General features: G+C 73.6%; 20 protein-coding genes. 12 read left to right on the forward strand and 8 right to left on the reverse strand.

The window, feature by feature from the left end; genetic code table 11:
* Positions 1-398: 398 nt before the first annotated feature.
* A complete protein-coding gene (locus tag IH45_RS0115970) occupies positions 399-1571 on the forward strand; it encodes an acyl-CoA dehydrogenase family protein (RefSeq protein ID WP_030667609.1) in 1173 nt (390 codons plus the stop codon).
* 43 nt (positions 1572-1614) lie between these two features.
* Here the strand turns inward: IH45_RS0115970 and IH45_RS0115975 are convergent, their stop codons facing one another.
* Positions 1615-2808, reverse strand: a complete 1194-nt coding sequence (locus IH45_RS0115975) for a pyridoxal-phosphate dependent enzyme (RefSeq protein ID WP_030667611.1) — start codon at positions 2806-2808, stop codon at positions 1615-1617.
* A 303-nt stretch (positions 2809-3111) separates the two neighbouring features.
* Here IH45_RS0115975 and IH45_RS0115980 point away from each other — a divergent pair, with 303 nt between their 5' ends.
* Together IH45_RS0115980 and IH45_RS0115985 are read left to right on the forward strand one after the other, a co-directional pair.
* Complete coding sequence (locus tag IH45_RS0115980; RefSeq protein WP_030667613.1) at positions 3112-4272, forward strand: Rv3169 family protein; 1161 nt, start codon at positions 3112-3114, stop codon at positions 4270-4272.
* Positions 4269-5399, forward strand: coding sequence for a phosphotransferase family protein (locus tag IH45_RS0115985; protein ID WP_030667616.1), 1131 nt, complete (start codon positions 4269-4271; stop codon positions 5397-5399). The genes IH45_RS0115980 and IH45_RS0115985 overlap by 4 nt, the downstream gene beginning before the upstream one ends.
* 86 nt (positions 5400-5485) lie before the next feature.
* Here IH45_RS0115985 and IH45_RS0115990 read toward each other — a convergent pair whose 3' ends face one another.
* Positions 5486-5899, reverse strand: a complete 414-nt coding sequence (locus tag IH45_RS0115990; RefSeq protein ID WP_030667619.1) for a hypothetical protein — start codon at positions 5897-5899, stop codon at positions 5486-5488.
* Positions 5900-6116: 217 nt separating this feature from the next.
* Here IH45_RS0115990 and IH45_RS0115995 point away from each other — a divergent pair, with 217 nt between their 5' ends.
* The 5 genes from IH45_RS0115995 to IH45_RS0116015 all read left to right on the forward strand — a co-directional run bounded on the left by IH45_RS0115995 (position 6117) and on the right by IH45_RS0116015 (position 12496).
* Positions 6117-6557: an Lrp/AsnC family transcriptional regulator gene (locus IH45_RS0115995; protein WP_003984197.1), complete on the forward strand. Its 441-nt coding sequence runs from the start codon at positions 6117-6119 to the stop codon at positions 6555-6557.
* 153 nt (positions 6558-6710) lie between these two features.
* Positions 6711-8351: an amidohydrolase gene (locus tag IH45_RS0116000; RefSeq protein ID WP_030667622.1), complete on the forward strand. Its 1641-nt coding sequence runs from the start codon at positions 6711-6713 to the stop codon at positions 8349-8351.
* A gap of 647 nt (positions 8352-8998) precedes the next feature.
* Positions 8999-10609, forward strand: coding sequence for an apolipoprotein N-acyltransferase (gene lnt / locus IH45_RS0116005; RefSeq protein ID WP_032917557.1), 1611 nt, complete (start codon positions 8999-9001; stop codon positions 10607-10609).
* On the forward strand, positions 10606-11364 hold the full coding sequence (locus IH45_RS0116010) for a polyprenol monophosphomannose synthase (protein WP_030667628.1): 759 nt from the start codon (positions 10606-10608) through the stop codon (positions 11362-11364). The genes lnt and IH45_RS0116010 overlap by 4 nt, the downstream gene beginning before the upstream one ends.
* A gap of 166 nt (positions 11365-11530) precedes the next feature.
* Positions 11531-12496 (forward strand): LLM class F420-dependent oxidoreductase, encoded by a 966-nt coding sequence (locus tag IH45_RS0116015; RefSeq protein WP_030667632.1) that lies wholly within the window; start codon positions 11531-11533, stop codon positions 12494-12496.
* A gap of 80 nt (positions 12497-12576) precedes the next feature.
* On the opposite strand, the gene IH45_RS0116020 is transcribed toward IH45_RS0116015, so the two are convergent.
* On the reverse strand, positions 12577-12822 hold the full coding sequence (locus IH45_RS0116020) for a hypothetical protein (protein ID WP_030667635.1): 246 nt from the start codon (positions 12820-12822) through the stop codon (positions 12577-12579).
* A gap of 154 nt (positions 12823-12976) precedes the next feature.
* On the opposite strand from IH45_RS0116020, the gene IH45_RS0116025 reads away from it, so the two are divergent.
* On the forward strand, positions 12977-13345 hold the full coding sequence (locus IH45_RS0116025; RefSeq protein WP_030667640.1) for a VOC family protein: 369 nt from the start codon (positions 12977-12979) through the stop codon (positions 13343-13345).
* Between the two features lie 81 nt (positions 13346-13426).
* Positions 13427-14014: an FxsA family membrane protein gene (gene fxsA / locus IH45_RS0116030; protein WP_030667643.1), complete on the forward strand. Its 588-nt coding sequence runs from the start codon at positions 13427-13429 to the stop codon at positions 14012-14014.
* 447 nt (positions 14015-14461) lie between these two features.
* On the opposite strand, the gene IH45_RS0116035 is transcribed toward fxsA, so the two are convergent.
* From IH45_RS0116035 to yczE, 4 genes are all read right to left on the reverse strand, one after another.
* Positions 14462-14845, reverse strand: a complete 384-nt coding sequence (locus IH45_RS0116035; protein ID WP_003984999.1) for an RNA polymerase-binding protein RbpA — start codon at positions 14843-14845, stop codon at positions 14462-14464.
* Positions 14846-15283: 438 nt separating this feature from the next.
* Positions 15284-16105 carry a glycerophosphodiester phosphodiesterase family protein gene (locus IH45_RS0116040; protein WP_050514895.1) on the reverse strand — a complete coding sequence of 274 codons (822 nt, stop codon included), beginning with the start codon at positions 16103-16105 and terminating at the stop codon, positions 15284-15286.
* A 147-nt stretch (positions 16106-16252) separates the two neighbouring features.
* Positions 16253-17182, reverse strand: coding sequence for a TIGR03619 family F420-dependent LLM class oxidoreductase (locus IH45_RS0116045; RefSeq protein ID WP_234440558.1), 930 nt, complete (start codon positions 17180-17182; stop codon positions 16253-16255).
* 179 nt (positions 17183-17361) lie between these two features.
* Complete coding sequence (gene yczE, locus IH45_RS0116050; protein ID WP_234440559.1) at positions 17362-18081, reverse strand: membrane protein YczE; 720 nt, start codon at positions 18079-18081, stop codon at positions 17362-17364.
* Between the two features lie 100 nt (positions 18082-18181).
* Between yczE and IH45_RS0116055 the strand changes: the two genes are divergently transcribed.
* The gene (locus IH45_RS0116055) at positions 18182-19684 is read left to right on the forward strand and encodes an SCO1417 family PLP biosynthesis transcription factor (protein WP_030667656.1); all 1503 of its coding nucleotides are present in this window, start codon (positions 18182-18184) and stop codon (positions 19682-19684) included.
* Positions 19685-19781: 97 nt separating this feature from the next.
* Positions 19782-20135 carry a hypothetical protein gene (locus IH45_RS01000000143685; RefSeq protein ID WP_063763004.1) on the forward strand — a complete coding sequence of 118 codons (354 nt, stop codon included), beginning with the start codon at positions 19782-19784 and terminating at the stop codon, positions 20133-20135.
* Between the two features lie 21 nt (positions 20136-20156).
* Here IH45_RS01000000143685 and IH45_RS0116065 read toward each other — a convergent pair whose 3' ends face one another.
* Complete coding sequence (locus IH45_RS0116065) at positions 20157-22055, reverse strand: membrane protein (protein ID WP_030667663.1); 1899 nt, start codon at positions 22053-22055, stop codon at positions 20157-20159.
* Between the last annotated feature and the right edge of the window lie 43 nt (positions 22056-22098).

A 22098-nucleotide genomic window follows, 5' to 3' on the forward strand; every position in this document is an offset into this window, starting at 1 on the left:
GAATGGGCATGGACGCGTTGAGCGTTGCGGGAGAAGGTAGAAGGACTAGACCAGTGTGGTCAATGGTTTGGACCAATTTCCCGTCCTGTTCAGCTTCCCGTCGGCGCGACGGCCCGGGTGTTGTGTCAGGTGGGGTGCGGGTACGGGGGAGCGGAAGGCCGGAGGCCGGGCGTCCGGTGCCGGTGGCGATGAAGCCCGGTGTGAGCCTCCGAAGAGCTTGCAGGTCAACCCGTGACGTAGCGCTGTCGATCGGGCATACTCCTAGCGCCACAGCTGCAGGTCACCGCCTTCCGCGACCCGGTGCGCGATCATCTGCTGAGCACTGTGTGATCAACCGGCGGCGCCGCCTCAACCCTGGCGCGTGCCGCCGCAGCGCCCGACAGGGAGGAGAGCGCCGCATGACCGAGTACGGCCCCCGGCCGGTGGACCGCAGGCTGCCCACGGAGGAGGCCCGCGATCTGCTGACGCTGGTGCGGGATCTCGTCGAGCGTGAGATCAAGCCGACCGCCGCCGAGCAGGAGGAAGCGGGACGCTTCCCCCGGCAGGTTTTCACGCTGCTCTCCGAGTCCGGACTGCTCTCCCTCCCGTACAGCGAGGAGTTCGGCGGCGGCGACCAGCCCTACGAGGTCTACCTCCAGGTGCTGGAGGAGCTGGCGGCGGCCCGGCTGACCGTGGGCCTCGGCGTCAGCGTGCACACCCTCGCCTGCCACGCGACGGCCGCTTTCGGCACGAAGGAGCAGCGCGCCACTCACCTGCCCGCCATGCTCGGCGGCGGCCTGCTCGGCGCCTACTGCCTCTCGGAGCCTTCCTCCGGTTCCGACGCCGCCTCGCTGACCACCCGCGCGGTCCGGGACGGGGACGTCTGGACGCTGGACGGCACCAAGGCGTGGATCACCCACGGCGGCGTCGCGGACTTCTACACCGTGCTCGCCCGTACGGGAGACAAGGGGCCCCGCGGCATCACGGCCTTCCTGGTGCCCGGCGACGCGGAGGGCCTGACCGCCGCGGCGCCCGAGCGCAAGATGGGCATGAAGGGCTCGCCCACGGCCCAGCTGCACTTCGACGGCGTACGGGTGCCCGACGCCCGCCGGATCGGGGAGGAGGGCCAGGGCTTCGCCATCGCCCTGTCCGCCCTGGACTCGGGCCGTCTCGGCATCGCCGCCTGCGCGATCGGCATCGCCCAGGCCGCCTTGGACGAGGCGCTGGCGTACACCGCCTCCCGGCAGCAGTTCGGCCGCCCGATCGCCGACTTCCAGGGACTGCGCTTCATGATCGCCGACATGGCGACCCAGATCGAGGCGGGCCGCTCGCTGTACCTGACCGCCGCCCGTCTCCGGGACGCGGGCCAGTCGTTCTCCAAGGAGGCGGCGATGGCCAAACTGTTCTGCACCGACACCGCGATGCAGGTCACCACCGACGCCGTGCAGCTCCTCGGCGGGTACGGCTACACCCTCGACTTCCCGGCCGAGCGCTACATGCGCGAGGCCAAGGTCCTGCAGATCGTCGAGGGCACCAACCAGATCCAGCGCATGGTCATCGCGCGTCACCTGGCGGGACCGGAGTCCCGCTGACGGGCACCGGGGCGGCGGACGGGACGCCGTCCGCCGCCGCAGCTCAGACCGTCGCCGGGCCGAGCCCCTTCATCCCCGTCGCCGTACCGATCGCCACGACCAGCTCCGGCCGCTCGCGCAGCATGCGGCGGGCCACGGACACCGCGACGGCGGACGACGCCTCCAGCAGCAGGCCCTGCTGGGCGAGGCGCTGCTGTTCGGCCAGGAACTCCTTCTCCGCCACCGCGACGGCCGTACCGCCGGACCGCCACAGCGCGTCCAGCCCCTGCCAGCACGGGCTGTTCTCGCCGAGCGAGAAGGCGGCGGTGGGGCGATTCTCCACCTGCGTACGCTCCTGGGCCGCACGGTCGGCGTGGCGCAGCGCGGCGGTGAAGGGGGCCGCCCCGGCGGGTTCGGCGGCGATCATCCGCGGCGCCGCGGAGACCAGACCGGCCGCCGCCAGCTCGCGGAAGCCGCGCTCGATCCCGGACAGCAGGTCCGCGCGGCTGGTCGGCACGACCACCGCGCCGATCCGCCGCCCCGCGAAGTCCCGCGCCAGCTCGTACGCGACCGACTTGTAGCCCTCGTTGGCGTACGGGTTGCCGCCCGGCGACGGCGCGGAGTAGCTGGTCAGGGGGTACCAGCCGTGTTCCGCGACGGCGCGCGCCATCGCGGCGTTCCGCTCCAGGAAGCCGCCCTCGCACCGCACCAGCTCGGCGCCCAGCAGATCGATCTGCGCGGCCAGCGCCGGCGGCACGCTCCCGGTGGTGAAGACCACGCACCGCAGCCCGGCCCGGCCCGCGTAGGCGGCCGCCGCCGCGCCCGCGTTGCCGGACGACGCGGCGCACACCGTGTCGGCGCCGGTCTCGGCCGCCGCGGCCACGCCCACCGCCATCGCCCGGTCCTTGTGCGAGCCGGTCGGATTGCCGCCCTCGTACTTGACCCACAACTCGCTGCCGCACTCGGGCGCGCGCCCGTCGCCGAGCGCGGCCGGATCGGTGCGCAGCCGTACGTTCGGTGTGCCGCCCTCGCCGAGCGTCACCGGCGGGCCGCTGACCGGCAGCGTCTCCGGCCAGCCCCACGGGCCGCCCGGGTAACCGGCCAGTTCCAGGCCGTCCAGGTCGGCGAGCGGCGGCATCGCGTTGACGCCGATCCCGTCCGCCGCGCACCGGGGGCAGCCGGCGAAGCCCCTGACCTCCAGGCCGCAGCGCAGACAGTGCAGGCCGCTCGGGTCCGGTACGGAGCTTGCCGTCGTCATGGTGTCCCCCTCGTTCCGTCGCCGCCGCGTCGCCGGCGTCCGTGATGACCTTCGCGCCCCACTCTACGGTGCCGTGTACGCCGTACGGCGGAGCCGGGCCGCCGTGCGCGCGCACGGCGGTGGCCGGGGGAGTGGTGCCGGGTGCGGCCGGAGTTCTTCCCGACCCCGGGCGGGTACGGCTATGGTCCCGCGCGTATACCTGACGTACCGTCAAATCCGTTCGTGGAAACGGCCGTACGGCGGCGGGTCCGCGCGCGCCGTAGCCATCGGACCGTCGCCGCCCGCGCGCCCAGGAGGTGTCCCGTGACCGACCGCCCGATCGCGCTCGACGAATATCCGATCCACCAAGTGCCGCTGTCCATGCGGCACGTCGCCACCGGCGACCGCAACGCCTACGACCGCTGCATCTTCCACGTCATGGACCACACCGGCCGCGCACTGCTCATCGCCGGCCTCGGCGTCTACCCCAACACCGGTGTCATCGATGCCTATGCCACCCTCCGGCTCGGTGACCGCCTGCACGCCGTACGCGCCTCCGACGCGCTGGGCGACGACCGCCTCGCGCTCGCCGTCGGCCCGCTGTCCATCACCGTCGACCGGCCCCTGGAACGGCTCCGGCTGCGCTGCGCCGCCGACCCGGCCGACCCCGGCGGCCTCTCCTACGACATCGAATGGCGTGCGGACTTCCCCGCCGTCTGGGAACCGCACCACACGCAGTACCGCGGCGGGCGGCTCACCCTGGAGGGACGCCGCTTCGTCCAGGCAGGCACCTGCACCGGCACCGTACGGGCCGCCGGCGAGGAACTGGCCGTCACGGCAGGGGAGTGGACCGGCACCCGCGACCGCAGCTGGGGGGTGCGGCCGATCCCCGGCGAGGACGGCGGGCGCGCCGCCGAGGAGGCACGGCCCGAGGGCTTCCACTGGATCTGGTGCCCGGTCCGCTTCGACGACCGCTTCATGATGGTCATCGTCCAGGAGGACGCCGACGGGCACCGTACGCTCAACGAGGCGCTGCTCGTACGCAACGGCGCTCCCGACGTCCAACTCGGCTGGCCCTACGCCGACATCACCTACCGGGCGGGCACCCGGCAGCCCGAGCGGGCCGTGCTGCACCTCACCGACCCGGCCCGCAAGCCCCTCGAACTCGCCGCCGAGATCCTCACCTCCTCACCCCTGGCCGTCGGCGCGGGCTACCCGCCCGCCGACGACTGGCAGCACGGCACCTGGCGCGGACGCGGCTGGACCGACCGCCGCACCTACGACCTCGGCGACCCCGCCGCCCACCCGCTCGCCGCCTACGGCGTCACCGACCACGCGGCCCGCTTCACCCTCGACGGCCGCACCGGCCACGGAATCTTCGAGCACGGCAGCTTCGGCCGCCACGACTTCAGCGGCTTCACCGGCCACGACGACCCGGCACCGGCCCGGCCGGCCGGCCCGCAGCCGCGCGAGGACCGGCCATGAGCAGCACACCCCGGCCCCGCACCACCACCCGCGACCCCGAGGAACTCACCCGGCGCCTGTCCGCCTGGCTGAGCGCCCGCCTGCCCGGTGCGCGGGCGGTCGCCGCGACCGTCCCCGCCACCAACGGCATGTCCAGCGAAACCCTGCTCTTCGACATCGACCACCCCCGTCCGCCCGTCCGCTCCTGCGCGCTGCGCCTCGCCGCCGACCCCGCCGCTTACACGGTATTCCCCACCTATGACATGGCCCGGCAGTACCGGACGATGCGCCTGGTCGCCGAACACACGGACGTGCCGGTGCCGCGCACCCTCTGGCTCGAAGAGGACCCGGCGCCGCTCGGCGCGCCGTTCTTCGTGATGGAGCGCGCGGAGGGCCGCGTACCGCCGGACATCATGCCGTACACGTACGAAGGGAGCTGGCTGTACGCCGCGACCGACGCGGAGCGCGCGGCGCTGGAGGCGGACACGGTCTCGGTCATCGCCCGGATCCACGACCAAGTGCCCACGGAGAAGACGGGGTTCCTCGACCTGCCCGGCCACGGAGGCGCGCTGCGGCGCCATGTGGCGGCCCAACGGGCGTACTACGCCTGGGTCGTCGCGGGGCGCGAGCCGTCACCGCTGATCGAGCGCGGCTTCGCCTGGCTGGCGGACCACTGGCCGCCGGGGACCGACGGCCCCCACGATCCCCACGGCATCGCCGATGACCCCGACGGCACCGTGCTGACCTGGGGCGACGCCCGGATCGGCAACATCGTCTACGACGGCTTCAGGCCCGCGGCCGTACTGGACTGGGAAATGGCCGTCCCCGGGCCGCGCGAACTCGACCTCGGCTGGATGATCTACCTGCACCGGTTCTTCCAGGACCTGGCGATGAGCGGCGGGCAGCGGGGCCTGCCCGACCTCCTGCGCCGCGACCGTGTCGAGGAACGCTACGCCCGGCTCACCGGCCACACGCCGCGCTCCATGGACTTCCACACCCTCTACGCGGCCCTGCGGCACGCCGTCGTCATGCTGCGCGTGGCCTACCGGCAGGTCCACTTCGGCGAGATGCCCGCGCCGGCCGACCCGGACGCACTGATCATGCATCGGGCCGCGCTGGAGGCGATGATCGAGGGCCGCTACTGGTGAAGGGCGTCGCCGGTGGGCGCTCCGGGTGAACGGCCGGGCGACGGCGCCGGGATGGTCCGGAAGGAACGCCCTGGCGCCACCGGGGTTCAGGGCCGGCGCATCCGCGGTACCCGCGTCGGACGCGTACCCGGGCCGCCCACGTGCGAGAACGGCTGCCGCCGCCAGTCCAGGCCCTCCGGGAGGGTGAGCAGCACCGCGGTGTCCCGCTCCTGGGCCCGGAGCGAGTCGTCCGTCGCGGGCGCGTCGGCCACCGGCCGTCCGGAGCCCTCGCACACCGTCAGGCAGAAGGGATTCCACGGGGTCGGGCACAGCGCGTGCTCGGGGAGCGTGTCCTCGTCCGCGAGCAGCGCGATCGGCTGGGCGCAGTCCGGGCACGTCACCCGGAAGATCTCCATGGTCTCGAAGGAGTCGTCGAGCTCGTCCTCGACGGCGAGGACGAGACTGTCGCCCTCCTGGACGTCGTTGCTGAGCGGCGCGGAATCGGTCTTCTGACGTCGCATGATGTTGTTCCCCCTCGGGTGGGCCGTGCGGGCCGCCGGCTTCCTGTGACGGGCGGCTCCGGCCAACAGCAGCAATTCCCCCCATGCCCCGCGCATAATCGCCGAGCCCTGAGGGATACGGGGTCACGCGTGTGGCATTGGTCACACGCCCGGCGCGGAAGCGTCCACGATCCGGCGTACGGTGCGCACATGCGCCCGAGCACAGTAGGTTGATCGCGTGGAGGAGCTGGACCGACAAATCGTGGAGCTGCTCGTCAAGGACGGGCGGATGAGCTACACCGACCTGGGCAAGGCCACCGGCCTGTCGACCTCGGCGGTGCACCAGCGGGTGCGCCGCCTGGAACAGCGCGGTGTGATCCGCGGCTATGCCGCGATCGTGGACCCGGAGGCGGTGGGGCTGCCGCTCACCGCCTTCATCTCGGTGAAACCCTTCGACCCCAGCGCGCCGGACGACATCGCCGACCGCCTGGCCGAGGTACCCGAGCTGGAGGCGTGCCACAGCGTCGCGGGCGACGAGAACTACATCCTCAAGGTGCGGGTGGCCACGCCCCTGGAGCTGGAGCACCTGCTGACCCGCATCCGCACGCTGGCCGGGGTCTCCACGCGCACCACGGTCGTGCTGTCCACGCCGTACGAGGCCCGGCCGCCCCGTATCTGAGGCGGCGCGGCGCGCGGGGGCGGCCTGGCGCGCACGGAGGCGGCGCGCGCCACTTCCGTACGCTCGCGCGCCGCTCCCGTACGCCGGCGCGCCCGCGGCAAGATCCCGACCCCGCGTGCGGAGCAGCCGCGCCCAGGGGCCAAACTGTCCGCTATGAGTGAGCGCACCCCCGACCCGGCCCGGCCCCGTACCGTCCTGCTGCGCGGCGGGGAGGTGCACAGCCCCGCCGACCCCTTCGCCACCGCCATGGTGGTCGAGGGCGACAGCATCGCCTGGGTCGGCGAGGAGGGCGCCGCCGACTCCTTCGCCGACGACGTGGACGAGATCGTCCACCTCGACGGCGCGCTCGTCACCCCGGCGTTCACGGACGCACATGTGCACACCACGGCCACCGGCCTCGCGCTCACCGGTCTGGACCTGTCCGGAGCCCGTACGCTCCCCGACGCGCTGGCCCGCGTACGGGAGCACGCCGCGGCCCGCCCGGCGGACCGGGTCCTGCTGGGGCACGGCTGGGACGCCACCGCCTGGCCCGAGGGCCGGCCGCCGTCCCGCGCCGAACTGGACGCCGCCACCGGCGGCCGGCCGCTCTACCTGACCCGGGTCGACGTGCACTCCGCGGTCGTCACCACCGCCCTCCTCGACCTCGTGCCCGGCATCCGCGAGCTGCCCGGATTCCACGCCGAGCAACCGCTGACCGGCGCCGCGCACCACGCCGTACGGGCTGCCGCCCACGCCACCGTCACCCCCGCCCAGCGCGACGCCGCCCAGGCCGCGACCCTCGCGCACGCGGCCTCCCGGGGCATCGGCACCCTCCACGAGTGCGCCGGGCCCGACATCTCCGGCGAGGACGACCTCACCGCCCTGCTGGCCCGCGCCGCGCGCGAGCCCGGCCCGCGCGTCGTCGGCTACTGGGCGGAAACCGTCGCCAACGCAAAGGACGCCGACCGGATCAGGGCGCTCGGCGCCATCGGCGCGGCCGGTGACCTGTTCGCCGACGGCTCCCTCGGCTCGCACACCGCCCACCTGCACGCCCCGTACGCCGACGCGGATCACACCGGAACTGCCCACTTGGACGCCGACGCCGTCGCGGCGCACGTGGCCGCCTGCACCGAGGCCGGGCTCCAGGCCGGCTTCCACGCCATCGGCGACGCCGCGCTGACCGCCGTCACCGACGGCGTACGGGCCGCCGCCGACCGCGTCGGCCTGGCCCGTGTCCGGGCCGCCCGGCACCGTGTCGAGCACGCCGAGATGCTCACCGGGGCCACCGTCGCCGCGTTCGCCGAATTCGCGCTGACCGCCTCCGTACAGCCCGCCTTCGACGCGGCCTGGGGCGGTGACGACGGCATGTACGCCGCCCGCCTCGGCGCCGAACGCGCTCGCACCCTCAACCCGTACGCCGCCCTGCTGCGCGCCGGCGTGCCGCTCGCCCTCGGCTCCGACAGCCCCGTCACCCCGCTGGACCCGTGGGGCACCCTGCGCGCCGCGGTCTTCCACCGCACCCGCGAGCACGGCATCTCCGCGCGCGCCGCGTTCACCGCGCACACCCGCGGCGGCTGGCGCGCCATCGGCCGCGACGACGCGGGCGTCCTGGTGCCCGGCGCGCCCGCCGACTACGCGGTCTGGCGCACCGGCGACCTCGTCGTCCAGGCCCCCGACGAGCGCGTCGAACGCTGGTCCACCGACCCCCGCTCCGGCACCCCCGGCCTGCCCGACCTCACGCCCGGCCGGGACCTGCCCGTATGCCGGTGGACGGTGGTCGGCGGTCGCACGGTGTACGGACGGCCGAACGAGTGACTTACGGGGGGCGCGTGCCGCGTCGGAACGCGCCCGCGGGCGCCCGCCCCACCTGGGAGAGCGGGCGCCTGCCTGGGGCGACGCGAAAACCACGCAGGCCGGGCAACTGTTGACAGCAGACGGTCGGCGGCCGGTAGGTTCGGCCGGGTCCACCACAGGACGTCAGACCGGGAGACCTCCGCGCGGTCGTCGAACGCAACTGGGCCATGGGACGGGGTGCCGCACCGGCACACCGCCACTGGGAGCCAGGTCCAGCTCCTGCGGCACGGGGACGACGGAAAGGTTTCGGCCGGGTGGGGGTCCCTCCCTGCTCGTCAAGAGCCAGGGGGACGGTGCGACCCGGGTGGGGCCCGGCAGCTCAGTAGACAACGGCTTTCGGTCGACCCGCAGCCAGCGGGTCCCAGGTCGGCCCGAAGGGCGCCGGGCCCCGATCCGTAGCGCACGGTGGTGCGCCCCCCATCCGCGCCGCGCGCCCACGTCACGTCTTCCGGCCGCGTACAGGTGGCGGCGGAGCTTATACCCGCACGCACCCCCGGTCCGCAATTCCACGGCACCGTTGTACGGTCTGCTGCACACCACCGCACGACCTGCAAGGAAGGCCGACCGTGCCCGACACCACCGCACGACCTGCAAGAAGGGCCGGGACCGTGCCATCGGGCTCCGACAGCGACGGGCCGGCGCGGCCCGGGCGCGGCCGCCGGTTCGCGGCGCTGGTGCGCCGCGAGGCGCCGAGGACGGGACTCGCCGTCCTCAGCGGCCTGGCCCTCGCGCTGGCCTTCCCACCGTACGACCTGTGGCCGCTGTCCCTCGTCGGTGTCGCGGCGCTCGGTCTGCTGACGCGTGGCCGGACGGCCCGTCAGGGCGCCTGGACCGGCTTCGCCTTCGGGCTGCCGTTCTTCTTCCTGCTGCTGAAGTGGCTGCACGTCGTCGGCTGGGACGCGGTGTTCGGGCTGGCTCTGGTGCAGGCCCTGTACGTGGCCCTACTGGGCGCGGGTCTCGCTCGTACCTCCCGCCTGAAGTACGGGCCGCTGTGGGCCGCCTGTCTGTGGGTCACCGAGGAGTGGGCGCGCGACCGCGTCCCCTTCGGCGGTTTCCCGTGGGGGCGGCTCGCCTTCGCCAACACCGGCTCGCCCTTCACCCCGCTCGCGGCGCTGGGCGGCGCGCCGCTGGTGACCTTCGCCGTCGCCCTCAGCGGCGCGCTGCTGGCCGCCGCGGCCGTCGTCCTGTGGCGGCTGCGCGGGGAGGGAAGGTCGGTACGGGCGGCGCTGCCCGCCGTGGAGGCGGTCGGCCTGGCCGCCGCGGTGGCGGTGTCCGGGCTGCTGGTGCCGGTGCACACGGGCGCGGACGACCGCGTCGACATCGCCATCGTCCAGGGCAACGTGCAGCGGCCCGGCATGGATTTCCTCGGCCGCCCGATGCAGATCCTGGACAACCACGCCACGGCGACGGAGAAGCTGGCCGCCGACGTGAAGGCGGGCAAGGCGAAGAAGCCGGACCTGGTGATCTGGCCCGAGAACGCCTCGGACCTGGACCCGTTCCGCTACCCGCAGGCGTACGACCGCATCGACGCGGCGGTCAAGGCGATCGGGGTGCCGGTCCTCGTCGGAGCCCTCGTCGACCACCCGGACAAGCCCGGCTACGTCTTCAACCAGGGCATCGTGTGGGACCCGGTGAAGGGCCCCGGCGCCTCGTACGCGAAGCAGCACCCGGTGCCGTTCGGCGAGTACGTGCCCTTCCGTGAGCAGCTCAGCAAGGTCATCACCCGGTTCCAGCGGGTGCCGCGCGACTTCTACCCCGGTGACCACACCGGGGTGCTCGCCGTCGGTCCCGCCCGGCTCGGCGACGTCATCTGCTTCGAGGTCGCCTACGACGAGATCGTCCACGACACGGTGGACGCGGGCGCCCGCGCGCTCGTCGTACAGACCAACAACGCCACCTACGGCCGCACCGGACAGCCGGAGCAGCAGCTGGCCATGTCCAAGCTGCGCGCCGTCGAACACGGCCGTGCCGTCGTCACGGCGGCCACCAGCGGGATCAGCGCGGTGGTGGCCCCGGACGGTACGGTCACCCACAAGATCCCGGAGTTCACCCAAGGGGTGCTGCAGGCGAGCCTCCCTCTGCGTGACGAAAAGACCGTGGCCGACCGCGTCGGTGCCGTTCCCGAGTGGGTGCTCGCTATCGTGGGGCTTCTGTCCTGCGTCGCCGCGGCAGTCGTGGGCCGGCGCGGGCGTGGCAAGGACGAGAAGGGGCAGCAGTGACAGACGGCGGTCAGCGGAAGTACGGTCCGCTCGGGACCACCTTGGTGATCATTCCCACGTACAACGAGGCGGAGAACATCAAGCCGATCGTCTCGCGGGTACGGTCCGCCGTACCGGAGGCGCACATCCTCGTCGCGGACGACAACAGCCCGGACGGCACGGGCAAGATCGCCGACGAGCTGGCAGCGGCGGACGACCATGTCCGGGTGCTGCACCGCAAGGGCAAGGAAGGGCTCGGCGCCGCCTACCTGGCGGGCTTCAAGTGGGGCATCGAGCACGGCTTCGGTGTTCTGGTGGAGATGGACGCGGACGGCTCGCACCGCCCCGAGGAGCTGCCGCGGCTGCTCACCGCCCTCAAGGGCGCCGATCTCGTGCTCGGCTCCCGCTGGGTTCCCGGCGGCCGGGTGGTCAACTGGCCCAAGCACCGCGAGTACCTCTCCCGCGGCGGCAGCACGTACTGCCGCGCCATGCTGGACGTGCCGCTGCGCGACGTCACCGGCGGCTACCGCGCCTTCCGCAAGGAGACGCTGGAGGGGCTGGGCCTGGAGGAGGTCGCCTCGCAGGGCTACTGCTTCCAGGTCGACCTGGCCCGCCGCGCCGTGGAGAGCGGCTTCCACGTCGTGGAGGTCCCCATCACCTTCGTCGAGCGCGAGCGCGGCGACAGCAAGATGAGCAAGGACATCGTGGTGGAGGCCCTGTGGCGGGTCACCGGCTGGGGTGTCGGCTCCCGGGTCAACAAGCTCCGCGGACGCTGAGCGGGGCGGCGGGGGCCGTCGCGCCCCCGCCCGTCGCGGCCGGAAGCAGGGCAGCGGTCCGTTCGCGAGCGCATGCGCTAGGCCGGTCGGGCGGAGTGCCCGGACCCGGCCGGTGATCGTCGCGAGGCCGAGTTTTGCGGTCGCATGATCGGGAAACTCGCGGCATATGGTGCAAATCGGCTACACGATGATGACTGAGCAAGCGGGCCCGCGTGATCTTGTCGACCACGTCGTCCGGGCCGAGGAAACCGGCTTCGACTTCTCGGTGACCTCCGACCACTACGCGCCGTGGCTGGCCTCCCAGGGCCACGCCCCGTACGCCTGGAGCGTCCTGGGCGCCGCGGCACAGGCGACCTCCCGCATCCCGCTGATGACGTATGTGACCTGCCCGACCGTGCGCTATCACCCCGCGGTCGTCGCGCAGAAGGCCGCGACGATGCAGCTGCTCTCCGAGGGCCGCTTCCGGCTCGGGCTGGGCGCGGGCGAGAACCTGAACGAGCACGTCGTCGGGCAGGGCTGGCCGGGCAAGAACACCCGGCACGAGATGCTCACCGAGGCCCTGGAGATCATCCGGGCGCTGTTCGAGGGCGGCAAGGTCACCTACCACGGCAACCACTTCGAGGTGGACGCCGCCAAGCTCTGGGACCTGCCCGACCAGGCTCCGCCGATCGGCGTGGCCGTCTCGGGGGAGCGGTCCTGCGAGATCGCCGGCCGCCTCGCCGACCTGGTCATCGCGACCGAGCCGAAGGGCGGGCTGATCAGCTCCTTCGAGAAGCACGGCGGCAAGGGCAAGCCGCGCGTCGGCCAGCTGCCCATCTGCTACGACCCCGACCGGGACGCCGCGGTGAAGCGCGCCCACGACCAGTTCCGCTGGTTCGCCGGCGGCTGGAAGGTCAACTCCGAGCTGCCGGACCCGGACGGATTCGCCGGGGCCACCCAGTTCGTACGGCAGGAGGACGTGGCGGAGACGATCCCCTGCGGCGACAACGTGGACGACTTCGTGGAGGCGGTGCGCCCGTACGCGGAGGCCGGCTTCCAGGAGATCGCCGTCGTCCAGGTCGGCGGCGACCACCAGCGGGAATTCTTCGACTGGGCCGGCAAGAAGCTGCTGCCCGCGCTGCGGGAGCTGTAGACCGGGCCGGGTGTTCCGCGGGGACGGCGCGTCCCCGCGGGCACGGTGGCCGGGCCCGCGGGGGCGGTGGGCGGGCCGCATCAGTCGGCGGGCTCGTCCGGGGTCGGCTCGTCGGACTGCGCGTCGCGTGCGTGCGGCGCGCCGCGGCGGCCCGTACCGGAGACATCGGTGTCGGGGACGTCGGTGTGCTCCTCCGCGTCGTCCCCGTCGTCGGGGCTGCGGCCCTCCCAGGGGTCCGGGGCGCCCTGCGGGTCCGCCTGCTGGTCCGGCAGGTCACGGGGGACGGCGCTGCCGCCCTGTTCCGGCGTCTCGCTGCGCTTGTCCATCGTGTTCGGCCTCCTCGTGGGAAAACGGGAAAGGGTGTCCGGTACGGGTGCCCGACGGCCGGGGGCGCATGCGTTCCGCGGCGATCGGGAGTACGCGTACGACCAGGGGCGCGACCGGGCCCCCGGCCAGGAGCACGAGCGGGAGGAGAGCGCGATGACCGAAGCGGCGCCGAAGGAGATCGTCGTGGTGCTGGACTGCGCCGACCGGAAGGCGCTCGCGGAGTTCTGGAGCCGGGCCCTCGGCTACCGGATCACGCGGACGACACCGCCGTACACCGCACTGACCGATCCAGCAGGACGCCACCCCGAGCTGCTGCTCCAGGAGGTGCCCGAGCCCAGGCAGGGCAAGAACCGCATGCACATCGACCTGCGGGTGCCGGCCATGGAGCCCGAGCTGAGCCGGGTGACGGCGCTCGGCGCCCGGGTGCTGCGCGGTCCGTTCGACGACGCGGGCTGCCTGACCACGGTGCTCGCCGACCCCGAGGGCAACGAGTTCTGCCTGATCGTCTTCGACGGCGCCTGAGGCGCTCGGGGGCGGGCCCGCGGGTTGCCGCAGGCGGACCCGCGGGCGGGCGCGGCGGCCGGGGCCAGGCACACTTGAGACATGACGTTCGCAGCCACGCCGCCGCCCCGGTCCCGTCCTCCCCAGCGTTCGCGCGCCCGCCGGTTCCTCCCCTTGGGCGTCGCCGCCTGGGTGGTGCTGGAGATATGGCTGCTCACCCTTGTCGCCGACGCGGCGGGCGGGCTGACGGTGCTTCTGCTGCTGGTCGCGGGCGTGGTCGCGGGCGGCTACGTGATCAAGCGGGCCGGCCGCCGGGCCTGGAAGAACCTCACCGGGAGCATGCAGCCGGGCGGCGGCCCGGCGGCCTCCGGCGCGTCCGCGGAGGGGGAGCCGAAGTCCTCCGGCAGCGGCAACACGCTGCCCATGCTCGGCGGGCTCCTGCTGATGTTCCCCGGCCTGCTCTCCGACGCCGCCGGGCTGCTCTGCCTCTTCCCGCCCACCCGCAAGCTGCTCCACCGCCGCGCTGAGCGCCTGCTGACCCGCCAGGTGCGTTACACCCCGGGCGGGCTCGGGGACGCCTTCCAGCAGGCCCGTATGCACCAGCAGGACGGCAAGGTCGTGCAGGGAGAGGTGATCCGCGAGGACGAGCAGCCGTCCCCGCGCCGCGACGACCCGCAGCTTCCGCGCTGAGGGGCGGTAACTGACGGCAGGGGAAGGCGGTTTGGTACGGGGTGCCGTACGCGGCGCGTACGGTGTGTGGCGCTCCGTAGTGACGCGGCCGGGCTCGTCCCGGGCACTCCGCCGTACGGAAGAGCCCCGGTCAGTCGGGGGTACTGGCCGGGGCGGTCGGTAGGTGCGGATGCCGATGGCGGTCGCCTCTCGGCGAAAGGCTCCGTGGGGCTTCAGCCGAACGATCGTCCCCACGGGCGAATGGTGAGGCCCGGGGACACTGTCCCACCGGCACCCGCGACGGGTACAGCGTCCTGGCGGCGCGGAGGATTCCGCAGGCCGGGCGTGACCTCGCGCACACCCCGGCCCGGGGTCGCCGAGGTGCGAAAACAGGCGAGGTGCGAAAACGGGCCGGGGCCACTGCGTGGTGCAGTGGCCCCGGCCCGTACGCGGTCGCGCGTCCGTTTGTCAGGCGGACTTGCGACTGTTGTTGTTGTCGCGCGGGTGCACGGCAATGTTCATGGTGCCGGAGCGCAGGACGGCCAGCCGCTCGGCCAGCACTTCCTCCAGCTCCTCGCGGGTGCGCCGCTCCATGAGCATGTCCCAGTGCGTACGCGCGGGCTTGCCCTTCTTCTCCTCAGGCCCATCGCCATCCACCAGGAGGGCTTGTGCACCACATACCTTGCACTCCCACTCCGACGGAATCTCGGCCTCCACCGAGAACGGCATCTCGAATCGATGTCCGTTCTGGCATGCGTACTCCACCGCCTGGCGCGGGGCCAGGTCGATGCCGCGGTCGGTCTCGTAGCTGGTCACCACAAGTCGCGTGCCGCGAAGAGCTCGCTCACTCATGAATCGTGCCTCCCGGGCTTGTCGCCCACAGGACAGGTGTCGCTGTCGTCGTCATCCGGTCAACGTCCGGTCGGCTGTGAAGATTCCCGATACCGGGATATGTGCCCACCCGTCGCCCACCACCGCCTGATGGAGGCGCTGCGCGCCGCTGCCTTCCTTCGTGCCGCCCCTTGTTGTACCCACCAATGCCCGGTTTGTCACATCTGGCAGCAGATGTCACCCAGCGCTTTCTACAGTTCAGCGCGCAGTAACGGTCCGCCTGGTGAGCCAAAGGCGTACACTACCGGCCCGCAGCCGCCTTCCGTAAATCAGGGTCCCCATCGCCGGGACCGCGGGGCTCTGGTAACGGCTCGTCAGGGCGGCGCGCACCGCCCGCGGTGGGCCGTGAGGACCGCGCTCCGGGTGCCGGGCGGGCCTGCTCCGCCGGGTGTACGGGCCTCATCCCGCGGGCCAGGAATCCCGGGCGGTCAGCACCTTCCGCAGGGCCGCGACGTCGTCGGTCACGATCCCGTCGACCCCCAGGTCCAGCAGCGCCGCCATCCGCCGCGGATCATTCACCGTCCACACATGCACCTGCAAACGCCATGCATGAGCGGCCCGGATCAGCAGCGGATCCACCACACGGATCCCGGACTGCCGCTCCGGCACCTGCACACAGACCGCGTTGCGCCGGACCGCCGCCCCCAGCAGCCGGTCCAGGGGGACGCCCCGGCCGTACGAGCGCATCCGCAGCCCCAGCACGCCGCGCGTCCCGAGCGAGGTCGCGAGCCGCGGACCGGCCAGCCGCCGCGCCCGCGCGACCCGGGCCTCGGAGAACGACCCGGCACACACCCGGTCCCACGCGTTCGTACGGCGCAGCAGGTCCAGCAGTGGCCGCAGCGCCGCATCCGCCTTGATGTCGACATTCCAGCGGGCCTGCGGAAACTCCTCCAGCAGCTCCTCGAAGAGCGGCAGCGGCTCCCGCCCGGCCACCCGCGCCCGGCGGACCACCTGCCAGGGGAGCCGGCCGATCGCGCCGCTCCTGTCCGTGACCCGGTCCAGCGTCGCGTCGTGGAAGGCCACGAGCCGGCCGTCCGACGTGGCGTGCACATCGGTCTCCAGGTAGCGGTAGCCGAGCGCCACCGCGCGCCGGAAGGCGGCGGCGGTGTTCTCCAGCCCGTCCGCCGCGCCGCCGCGGTGGGCGAAGGCGAGCGGAGCCGGGTGGGCGAGGAAGGGATGCCGTACGGGGAACCCGCGGCCGGCCAACTGCTGGGAGCGCATTGGCCAGAGGATATACAGGGCAGGTGTACGGCACGTCGGCAACCGGCCACGGGGCGGCGACCGGGGCGTGGCCGGCCGGCGACGGGGGTGTGCCGGTGCGCGTGAGACGTACCCGGGAGTGTCGGGCCTGTCCGGGCCCGCCCGCCGTCAGCGCAGCGTCTCTCCCGGAAGGTCGAAGATCCGCTCGGCGGCGGTCTCCAGCTGGGCGAGGTCGTGCCAGGGGCTCTCCTCCGGCGGGACCGGCCCGGCATAACTCGACATGAACGTGTCGAGGACGACGTACGGGACGTCCAGCTCCGCCAGCGCCGCCAGGTCCGCGCGGACCTGGTCGACCGACCCGTGCCCCGGAAGGCGGGACGCCGCGTCGACCGGCCGCTCCGTGAGGTGCAGCGCGATCCGGGGCGTCACCGCGGGCGTCGGCCGGCCGGCCGCCTCCGCCGCGGCCGCCAGGACCGGCAGCCGCTCGCGGATCGCGTCCGCGTCCAGCGTGTACGGGTGCCAGGCGTCCCCGAAGCGCCCGGCGCGGCGCAGCGCGGCGTCACTGAGGCCGCCGACCCAGACCGGCGGGTGCGGGCGGCGCAGCGGCGCGGGGCCGGTGGTGATGCCGGAGTACGCGGCGTGCTCGCCCCGGAAGGAGACGACCGGCTGCGTCCAGTGCTCCTTGATGCAGGTCAGGTACTCGTCCGTGATCCGCCCGCGGGCCGCGAAGTCGATGCCGAGCGCCTCGTACTCCTGCGGCGACCAGCCGACGCCCACCCCGAAGACGAGCCGGCCGCCGCTGAACCGGTCCAGGTTGGCCGTCACGCGGGCGGTCTGGAGCGGGTGCCGGTACGGGAGCACCACCACCGTGGTGCCCAGCTCGATGGTGGTGGTCCGCCCGGCGAGCCAGGCCAGTGTCGTGAACGGGTCGTAGAACGGCGCCGGGAAGAGGTCCGCCACCTCCGGGGGCTGGGTCACGTGGTCGGAGATCATCGCCAGGTGGTAGCCGAGTTCCTCGGCGCCGCGCACCCATGCCTCCATGCCCTCGGGGGTGGTGTCCGCCCCGTAGTTGAGGATGTTGACCCCGATCTTCACCATGCGCTCCCTCCGGTCGAATGCCCTCCCGATGGACAGTAAAAGGCCAGCTCAGGAGGGCGGTTGGCGCGGCGAGCCTAACAGCCGTAAGGGTGCGCGGAAGGAAGGGGGAAGGGGGCGGTGACCGGCGGCAGGAATGGGGCATTCGGCGATGAACCGGCACCGGTGCAACGGAGTTGGACTCAGTCCTGGGGGAGCGGTGCGGGCCCGGGCACCGGCGTGGACGACGCCACGATCCGCCCGCCCGGGCCATCGAGGGTGAAGAAGCGCAGCGAGAACTGGGCCAGCGGGCCGATGGCCAGCGCGTACAGCACGGTGCCCACGCCCACCGAGCCCCCGAGTGCGAAGCCGACGGCGAGCACGGTGATCTCGATGCACGTCCGTACGAGGCGCAGCGGCCGGCCCGTGCGGTGGTGCAGGCCGGTCATCAGCCCGTCCCGCGGCCCGGGGCCGAAGCGGGCGGAGATGTAGAGGCCGGTGGCCATGCCGTTCAGCAGGATCGCGGAGACCAGCAGCGGGATGCGGAAGGCGAGCGCCGGGATGTCCGGCAGGAGCGCGAACGTCGCGTCCATCACCAGGCCGAGGATCACGACGTTGGAGACCGTGCCCAGGCCGGGGCGCTGCCGCAGCGGGATCCACAGGAGCAGGATCAGCGCACCGGAGACGATGGTGATGGTGCCGATCGACAGGCCCGTGTGGCGGGCGATGCCCTGGTTGAGGACGCTCCACGGCTCCAGGCCGAGGCCCGCGCGCAGCTGCAGGCCCATGCTGATGCCGTAGAGGACCAGTCCGGTGTAGAGGTGGACGAGGCGGCGCGGCAGCCGCCGCCCGGCCGGCCGGTCCTCCCGGGCGTCCTCCTCGCCCTTGCCGTCAGTGGCCTCCGAGCGTCGCGTGCTGAACAAGACTGTCCCCCTCCTGGCATGATTGGACTGACGCGTGACACTCTGTGGCTCGGAGTTGATCAGATTCCATGGCCAATTCGGGAAAGGTGGACTGCCCACGATGGCGCAGTGGACTTCAGCGGTAGGCGCGTCGCAACTCGGCCGGCTGCTCCGGTCGCAGGACTCCCGCGACACCGTGACCCCGGCCGGCCGCCGCGTACCCGCCTACCGCGGCCTCGCGGACGGCGTACGCCTGCTCGTCCTGGAGGGCCGCGTGCCGGTCGCCGCCCGCCTGCCCGCGGAACGCGAGCTGGCCGCCGCGCTCTCCGTGAGCCGTACGACCGTCGCCGCCGCCTACGAGGCGCTGCGCGCCGAGGGCTTCCTGGAGTCCCGCCGCGGCTCGGGCAGCTGGACCGCCGTACCCGCCGGGAACCCGCTGCCCACCCGCGGCCTGGAACCGCTCCCGCCGGAGGCCGTCGGCTCCATGATCGACCTCGGCTGCGCCGCCCTCCCGGCGCCCGAGCCCTGGCTGACCCGCAGCGTGCAGGGCGCCATGGAGAGCCTTCCGCTGTACGCCCACACACACGGCGACTACCCGGCCGGGCTGCCCGCGCTCCGCCAGGCGCTCGCCGACCGCTACACGGCGCGCGGCATCCCGACCATGCCCGAGCAGATCATGGTCACCACCGGAGCCATGGGCGCGGTGGCCGCCATCTGCCGCCTGCTCACCCGCCCCGGCGAGCGGGTCGCCGTCGACTCCCCGTCGTACGCCAACATCCTCCAGCTGATGCGCGACGCCGGTGCCCGGCTGGTGCCCGTCGCCCTCGCCGACCGGCTCGCGGGCTGGGACATCCCCGCCTGGCGGCAGGTCATGCGGGACGCCGCGCCCCGCATGGCGTACGTCGTCGCCGACTTCCACAACCCGACCGGCACCCTCGCCACCGAGGACCAGCGCCGCCGCCTGGTGGACGCCGCCCGCGCCGCCGGTACGGTGCTGGTCGCCGACGAGACCATGGCCGAACTGCGCCTGGACGACGTCGAACTGCCCCGTTCCGTCTGCGCCTTCGACCCGGCGGGCAGCGCCGTCATCACGGTCGGCTCGGTCAGCAAGGCGTTCTGGGCGGGGATGCGCATCGGGTGGGTACGGGCCGCCCCCGACATCATCCGCAGCCTCGTCGCCGCCCGCGCCTTCGCCGACCTGGGCTCGCCGGTCATCGAACAGCTCGCCATCGTCTCGCTCCTGGAGGGCGACGGCTGGGAGCAGGCCGTGGAGATCCGCCGCGCGCAGGCCCGCGAGAACCGCGACGCGATCGTCACCGCGGTCCGCCGCCACCTGCCCGACTGGGAGTTCAGCGTGCCGCCCGGCGGCCTCACCCTGTGGGCGCGCACCGGCGGCCTCTCCGGCTCCCGGATCGCGGAGGCGGGGGAGCGGCTGGGCGTACGGGTCCCCTCGGGCCCCCGCTTCGGCGTGGACGGCGCCTTCGAGGGCTTCGTCCGTCTGCCGTTCACGGTCAACGGCGCCGTCGCCGAGGAGGCCGCTTCCCGACTGGCCGTCGCGGCCCACCACGTGGCCACGGGGACGGCTGCGGGGGAGGTCGAGGTGCCGCAGAGTTTTGTGGCTTGAGGGTGGGGGCGCGAAGCCTGCGTGGCGTACCCATGGAGCGGGAGCCGGGAACCGGTCACGCCTGGACGGTACCGGCGCTCAAGTAGTCTTCCTCCTCATGGGTTCGATCGTGCCGTTCCTGATCGTGTTCGGTTTCTTCGCCGCGGTCCTGGCGCTCTGCGCGCGCTTCGCCGTGCACGTACGCCGTCGCGGCGCCGCGGGCGGGGCCATGAGCGCGGCCCTGGCCTCGTACGAGGAGGCGTTCCGCGCGACGTCCCACCAAGCGCACGTCGAGATCCGGGCCCAGGCGGAACGCGAGGCGCCGGTGCTGTCGCCCGACGGCCCCTGGCGACGAGGCCCGGGAGGCGCCGGGCAGACGGGCGCGGAGGGGCGCCGTCCGCTTCGGCCGCGTTCCCGCCGTCCGCGACGGGCGGTCGGCCGCTGGGCGGACCGGTTGAGGCGCGGTCGCTGACGTCCTGCCGTACGGCCTGGATCACGCGCGTTCGGACGGGACCGTGGTCTCCCGGGAGGCGGGCTGAGCGCTCGGCGGGGCGGGGGCGACGCCGCCGAAGAGGACGTCCACGCCGATGACTCCGCCGGTGCGGGGCGGAGTGCTTGGCTCCGGCGTCGCGGGTGGGGCGGGTGTTTTGTCCGGGGCGGGTGTCTTGTCCGTCCTGTCCGTCCCGTCAGGCCCGTCCGTGACGGCTCCATCGTCGGAGTCCCCGGTCTCCTGGATCTCCTCGGCCTCCGCCGTACGATCCGCGCCCGCCGCGCCCGCCATATCCCTCGCGCCCGCCGCACCCTCCGCAACCCCTGCCCCCTCCGCAACCACCGTCCTGACCGTCTCGCTCATCTCCTCGGACGCCGTGTCCGCCGTGCCCATCGCCGCCGCGCGTTCCGGGAGGAGGGACAGTACGGCCTGCCGGTGCGCCTCGCTCGTGGCGTCGTCGAACGGGTCGGGCGTGGCCGGGACTTGGAGGCGGTGCACCGGGCCGCTGCCGAGGCGGGCGTAGCCGCGGCCCGGCGGTACGTCGGCGGCCGGAGTGGTGTGCGGCGGCGCCCCGAGGACCGCCTCCACCTCTTCCGGCGCGGCCGGCCCGAGCACGACCCGGGCCCGGGTGTGCGTGAGCACCGGCTCGCTCAGCATTCCGACGCTGTCGATCTGGTCGGCCACCACCACCGTCACGTACGCCGCCCGGCCGTGCCGCAACGGCACGTGCAGCAACTGCTGCGGGTCCTCCCGGCCTTCGGCCGCCGCCAGGTGGGCCAGTGCGGTCGGCCGGTCGACGATGATCCACAGGGGCCAGCGGATGTCGTCCGGGGCCTGCCGCCCGGCCTGCCGCGCGCGGTTGGCGGTGATCAGCCGCCGCTCGGTCTCGTGCGCCGCCCACTCCAGCGTCGCCATGGCCCCCGACAGCCCGGTCTCGACGCCCATGACGCCGGTCCGGCCCGCCAGGCACGCGTACTCGCCGGTGCCGTTCCCGTCGATCACCAGGACATCGCCGTGGAACAGGGCCTGGAGCGCGATGGACCGCAGCAGCGTCGTGGTGCCCGCGCCCGGCCGGCCCAGTACGAGCAGGTGCGGCTCGGTCGACCGCAGACCGGTCCGCCACACCACCGGCGGCTCGTCCCGCGTCGCCTCCCCGGCCGCCACCGGCAGCGTCCGCTGCACGGCGCCCGGGTCGGTGAACCCGAGGACGGTCTCCCCGTGCGTCGTCACGAACTGCTGCGCCGCGATGTCGGTCGGCAGCGGGGGCAGCACCGACAGGGTCAGCTGGTTCGCCTCCTCGTCCCAGGCGAAGTGGTACTCCCGGCCGCGGCCCGACTTGGCGTGCAGCACCTGCTCGATGCGGGCCCGGGACGCGGCGTCGCCGTCGGTGAAGTACGGCGGGTACTTCAGGGTGAACCGGGACGGCCGCCCCGCCTCGTCGAACTCGTGGTCGGTGAAGACGCTCTCCCAGTCCCCGTCGTGGGCGTACAGGGGAGTGGGGTCGCCCTCGATCGCGAAGTACGGCACCAGGGCCTCGTACAGCGCCCGCAGCCGGTCGGTCTCGGCGTCCGCGGGACCGGCGGGCTCCTCCGTCGGCCGTTCCCGCCCCGCCCAGGCCGCCGCGCCCATGACCGTGACCAGGGCGAGCAGCGGGCCGTACGGCACCAGCGCCACCGCCAGGATGCTGCCGGCGGCCATGAACAGCAGTGAGCCCCGCCGGTCCTCGGGCGTGTCGGACCAGCGCCGCCGTCCGGCGGCCAGCAGCCGGCGCAGGCCCCGGCCGATCAGGATCACCGGGTGGAACACATCGGCGGCGCCGTCCGCGGCGCTGCGCGCGAACTCGCGGCCGCGGGCGACCGGCGCGCTGTCGGTCAGGATGCGGGGCAGTGGACGCCGGGCCACATCATCTCCTGGTGGTTCGTGACGCGGATCGTGCGGTGGGTGC

It is taken from the genome of Streptomyces rimosus subsp. rimosus, from assembly GCF_000720725.1.
GTDB lineage: Bacteria > Actinomycetota > Actinomycetes > Streptomycetales > Streptomycetaceae > Streptomyces > Streptomyces rimosus_A.

Excerpts from the sequence above, each read along its gene's own strand:
- IH45_RS0116035 (WP_003984999.1), bottom strand. The coding sequence starts at position 14,845 with ATGAGTGAGCGAGCTCTTCGCGGCACGCGACTTGTGGTGACCAGCTAC.
- IH45_RS0116020 (WP_030667635.1), bottom strand. The coding sequence starts at position 12,822 with ATGGACAAGCGCAGCGAGACGCCGGAACAGGGCGGCAGCGCCGTCCCC.
- IH45_RS0116055 (WP_030667656.1), top strand. The coding sequence starts at position 18,182 with ATGGCGCAGTGGACTTCAGCGGTAGGCGCGTCGCAACTCGGCCGGCTG.
- IH45_RS01000000143685 (WP_063763004.1), top strand. The coding sequence starts at position 19,782 with ATGGGTTCGATCGTGCCGTTCCTGATCGTGTTCGGTTTCTTCGCCGCG.
- IH45_RS0116025 (WP_030667640.1), top strand. The coding sequence starts at position 12,977 with ATGACCGAAGCGGCGCCGAAGGAGATCGTCGTGGTGCTGGACTGCGCC.
- fxsA (WP_030667643.1), top strand. The coding sequence starts at position 13,427 with ATGACGTTCGCAGCCACGCCGCCGCCCCGGTCCCGTCCTCCCCAGCGT.
- IH45_RS0116040 (WP_050514895.1), bottom strand. The coding sequence starts at position 16,105 with ATGCGCTCCCAGCAGTTGGCCGGCCGCGGGTTCCCCGTACGGCATCCC.
- IH45_RS0115990 (WP_030667619.1), bottom strand. The coding sequence starts at position 5,899 with ATGCGACGTCAGAAGACCGATTCCGCGCCGCTCAGCAACGACGTCCAG.
- IH45_RS0116045 (WP_234440558.1), bottom strand. The coding sequence starts at position 17,182 with ATGGTGAAGATCGGGGTCAACATCCTCAACTACGGGGCGGACACCACC.
- IH45_RS0115970 (WP_030667609.1), top strand. The coding sequence starts at position 399 with ATGACCGAGTACGGCCCCCGGCCGGTGGACCGCAGGCTGCCCACGGAG.
- IH45_RS0116000 (WP_030667622.1), top strand. The coding sequence starts at position 6,711 with ATGAGTGAGCGCACCCCCGACCCGGCCCGGCCCCGTACCGTCCTGCTG.
- IH45_RS0115975 (WP_030667611.1), bottom strand. The coding sequence starts at position 2,808 with ATGACGACGGCAAGCTCCGTACCGGACCCGAGCGGCCTGCACTGTCTG.
- IH45_RS0115985 (WP_030667616.1), top strand. The coding sequence starts at position 4,269 with ATGAGCAGCACACCCCGGCCCCGCACCACCACCCGCGACCCCGAGGAA.
- IH45_RS0116015 (WP_030667632.1), top strand. The coding sequence starts at position 11,531 with ATGGTGCAAATCGGCTACACGATGATGACTGAGCAAGCGGGCCCGCGT.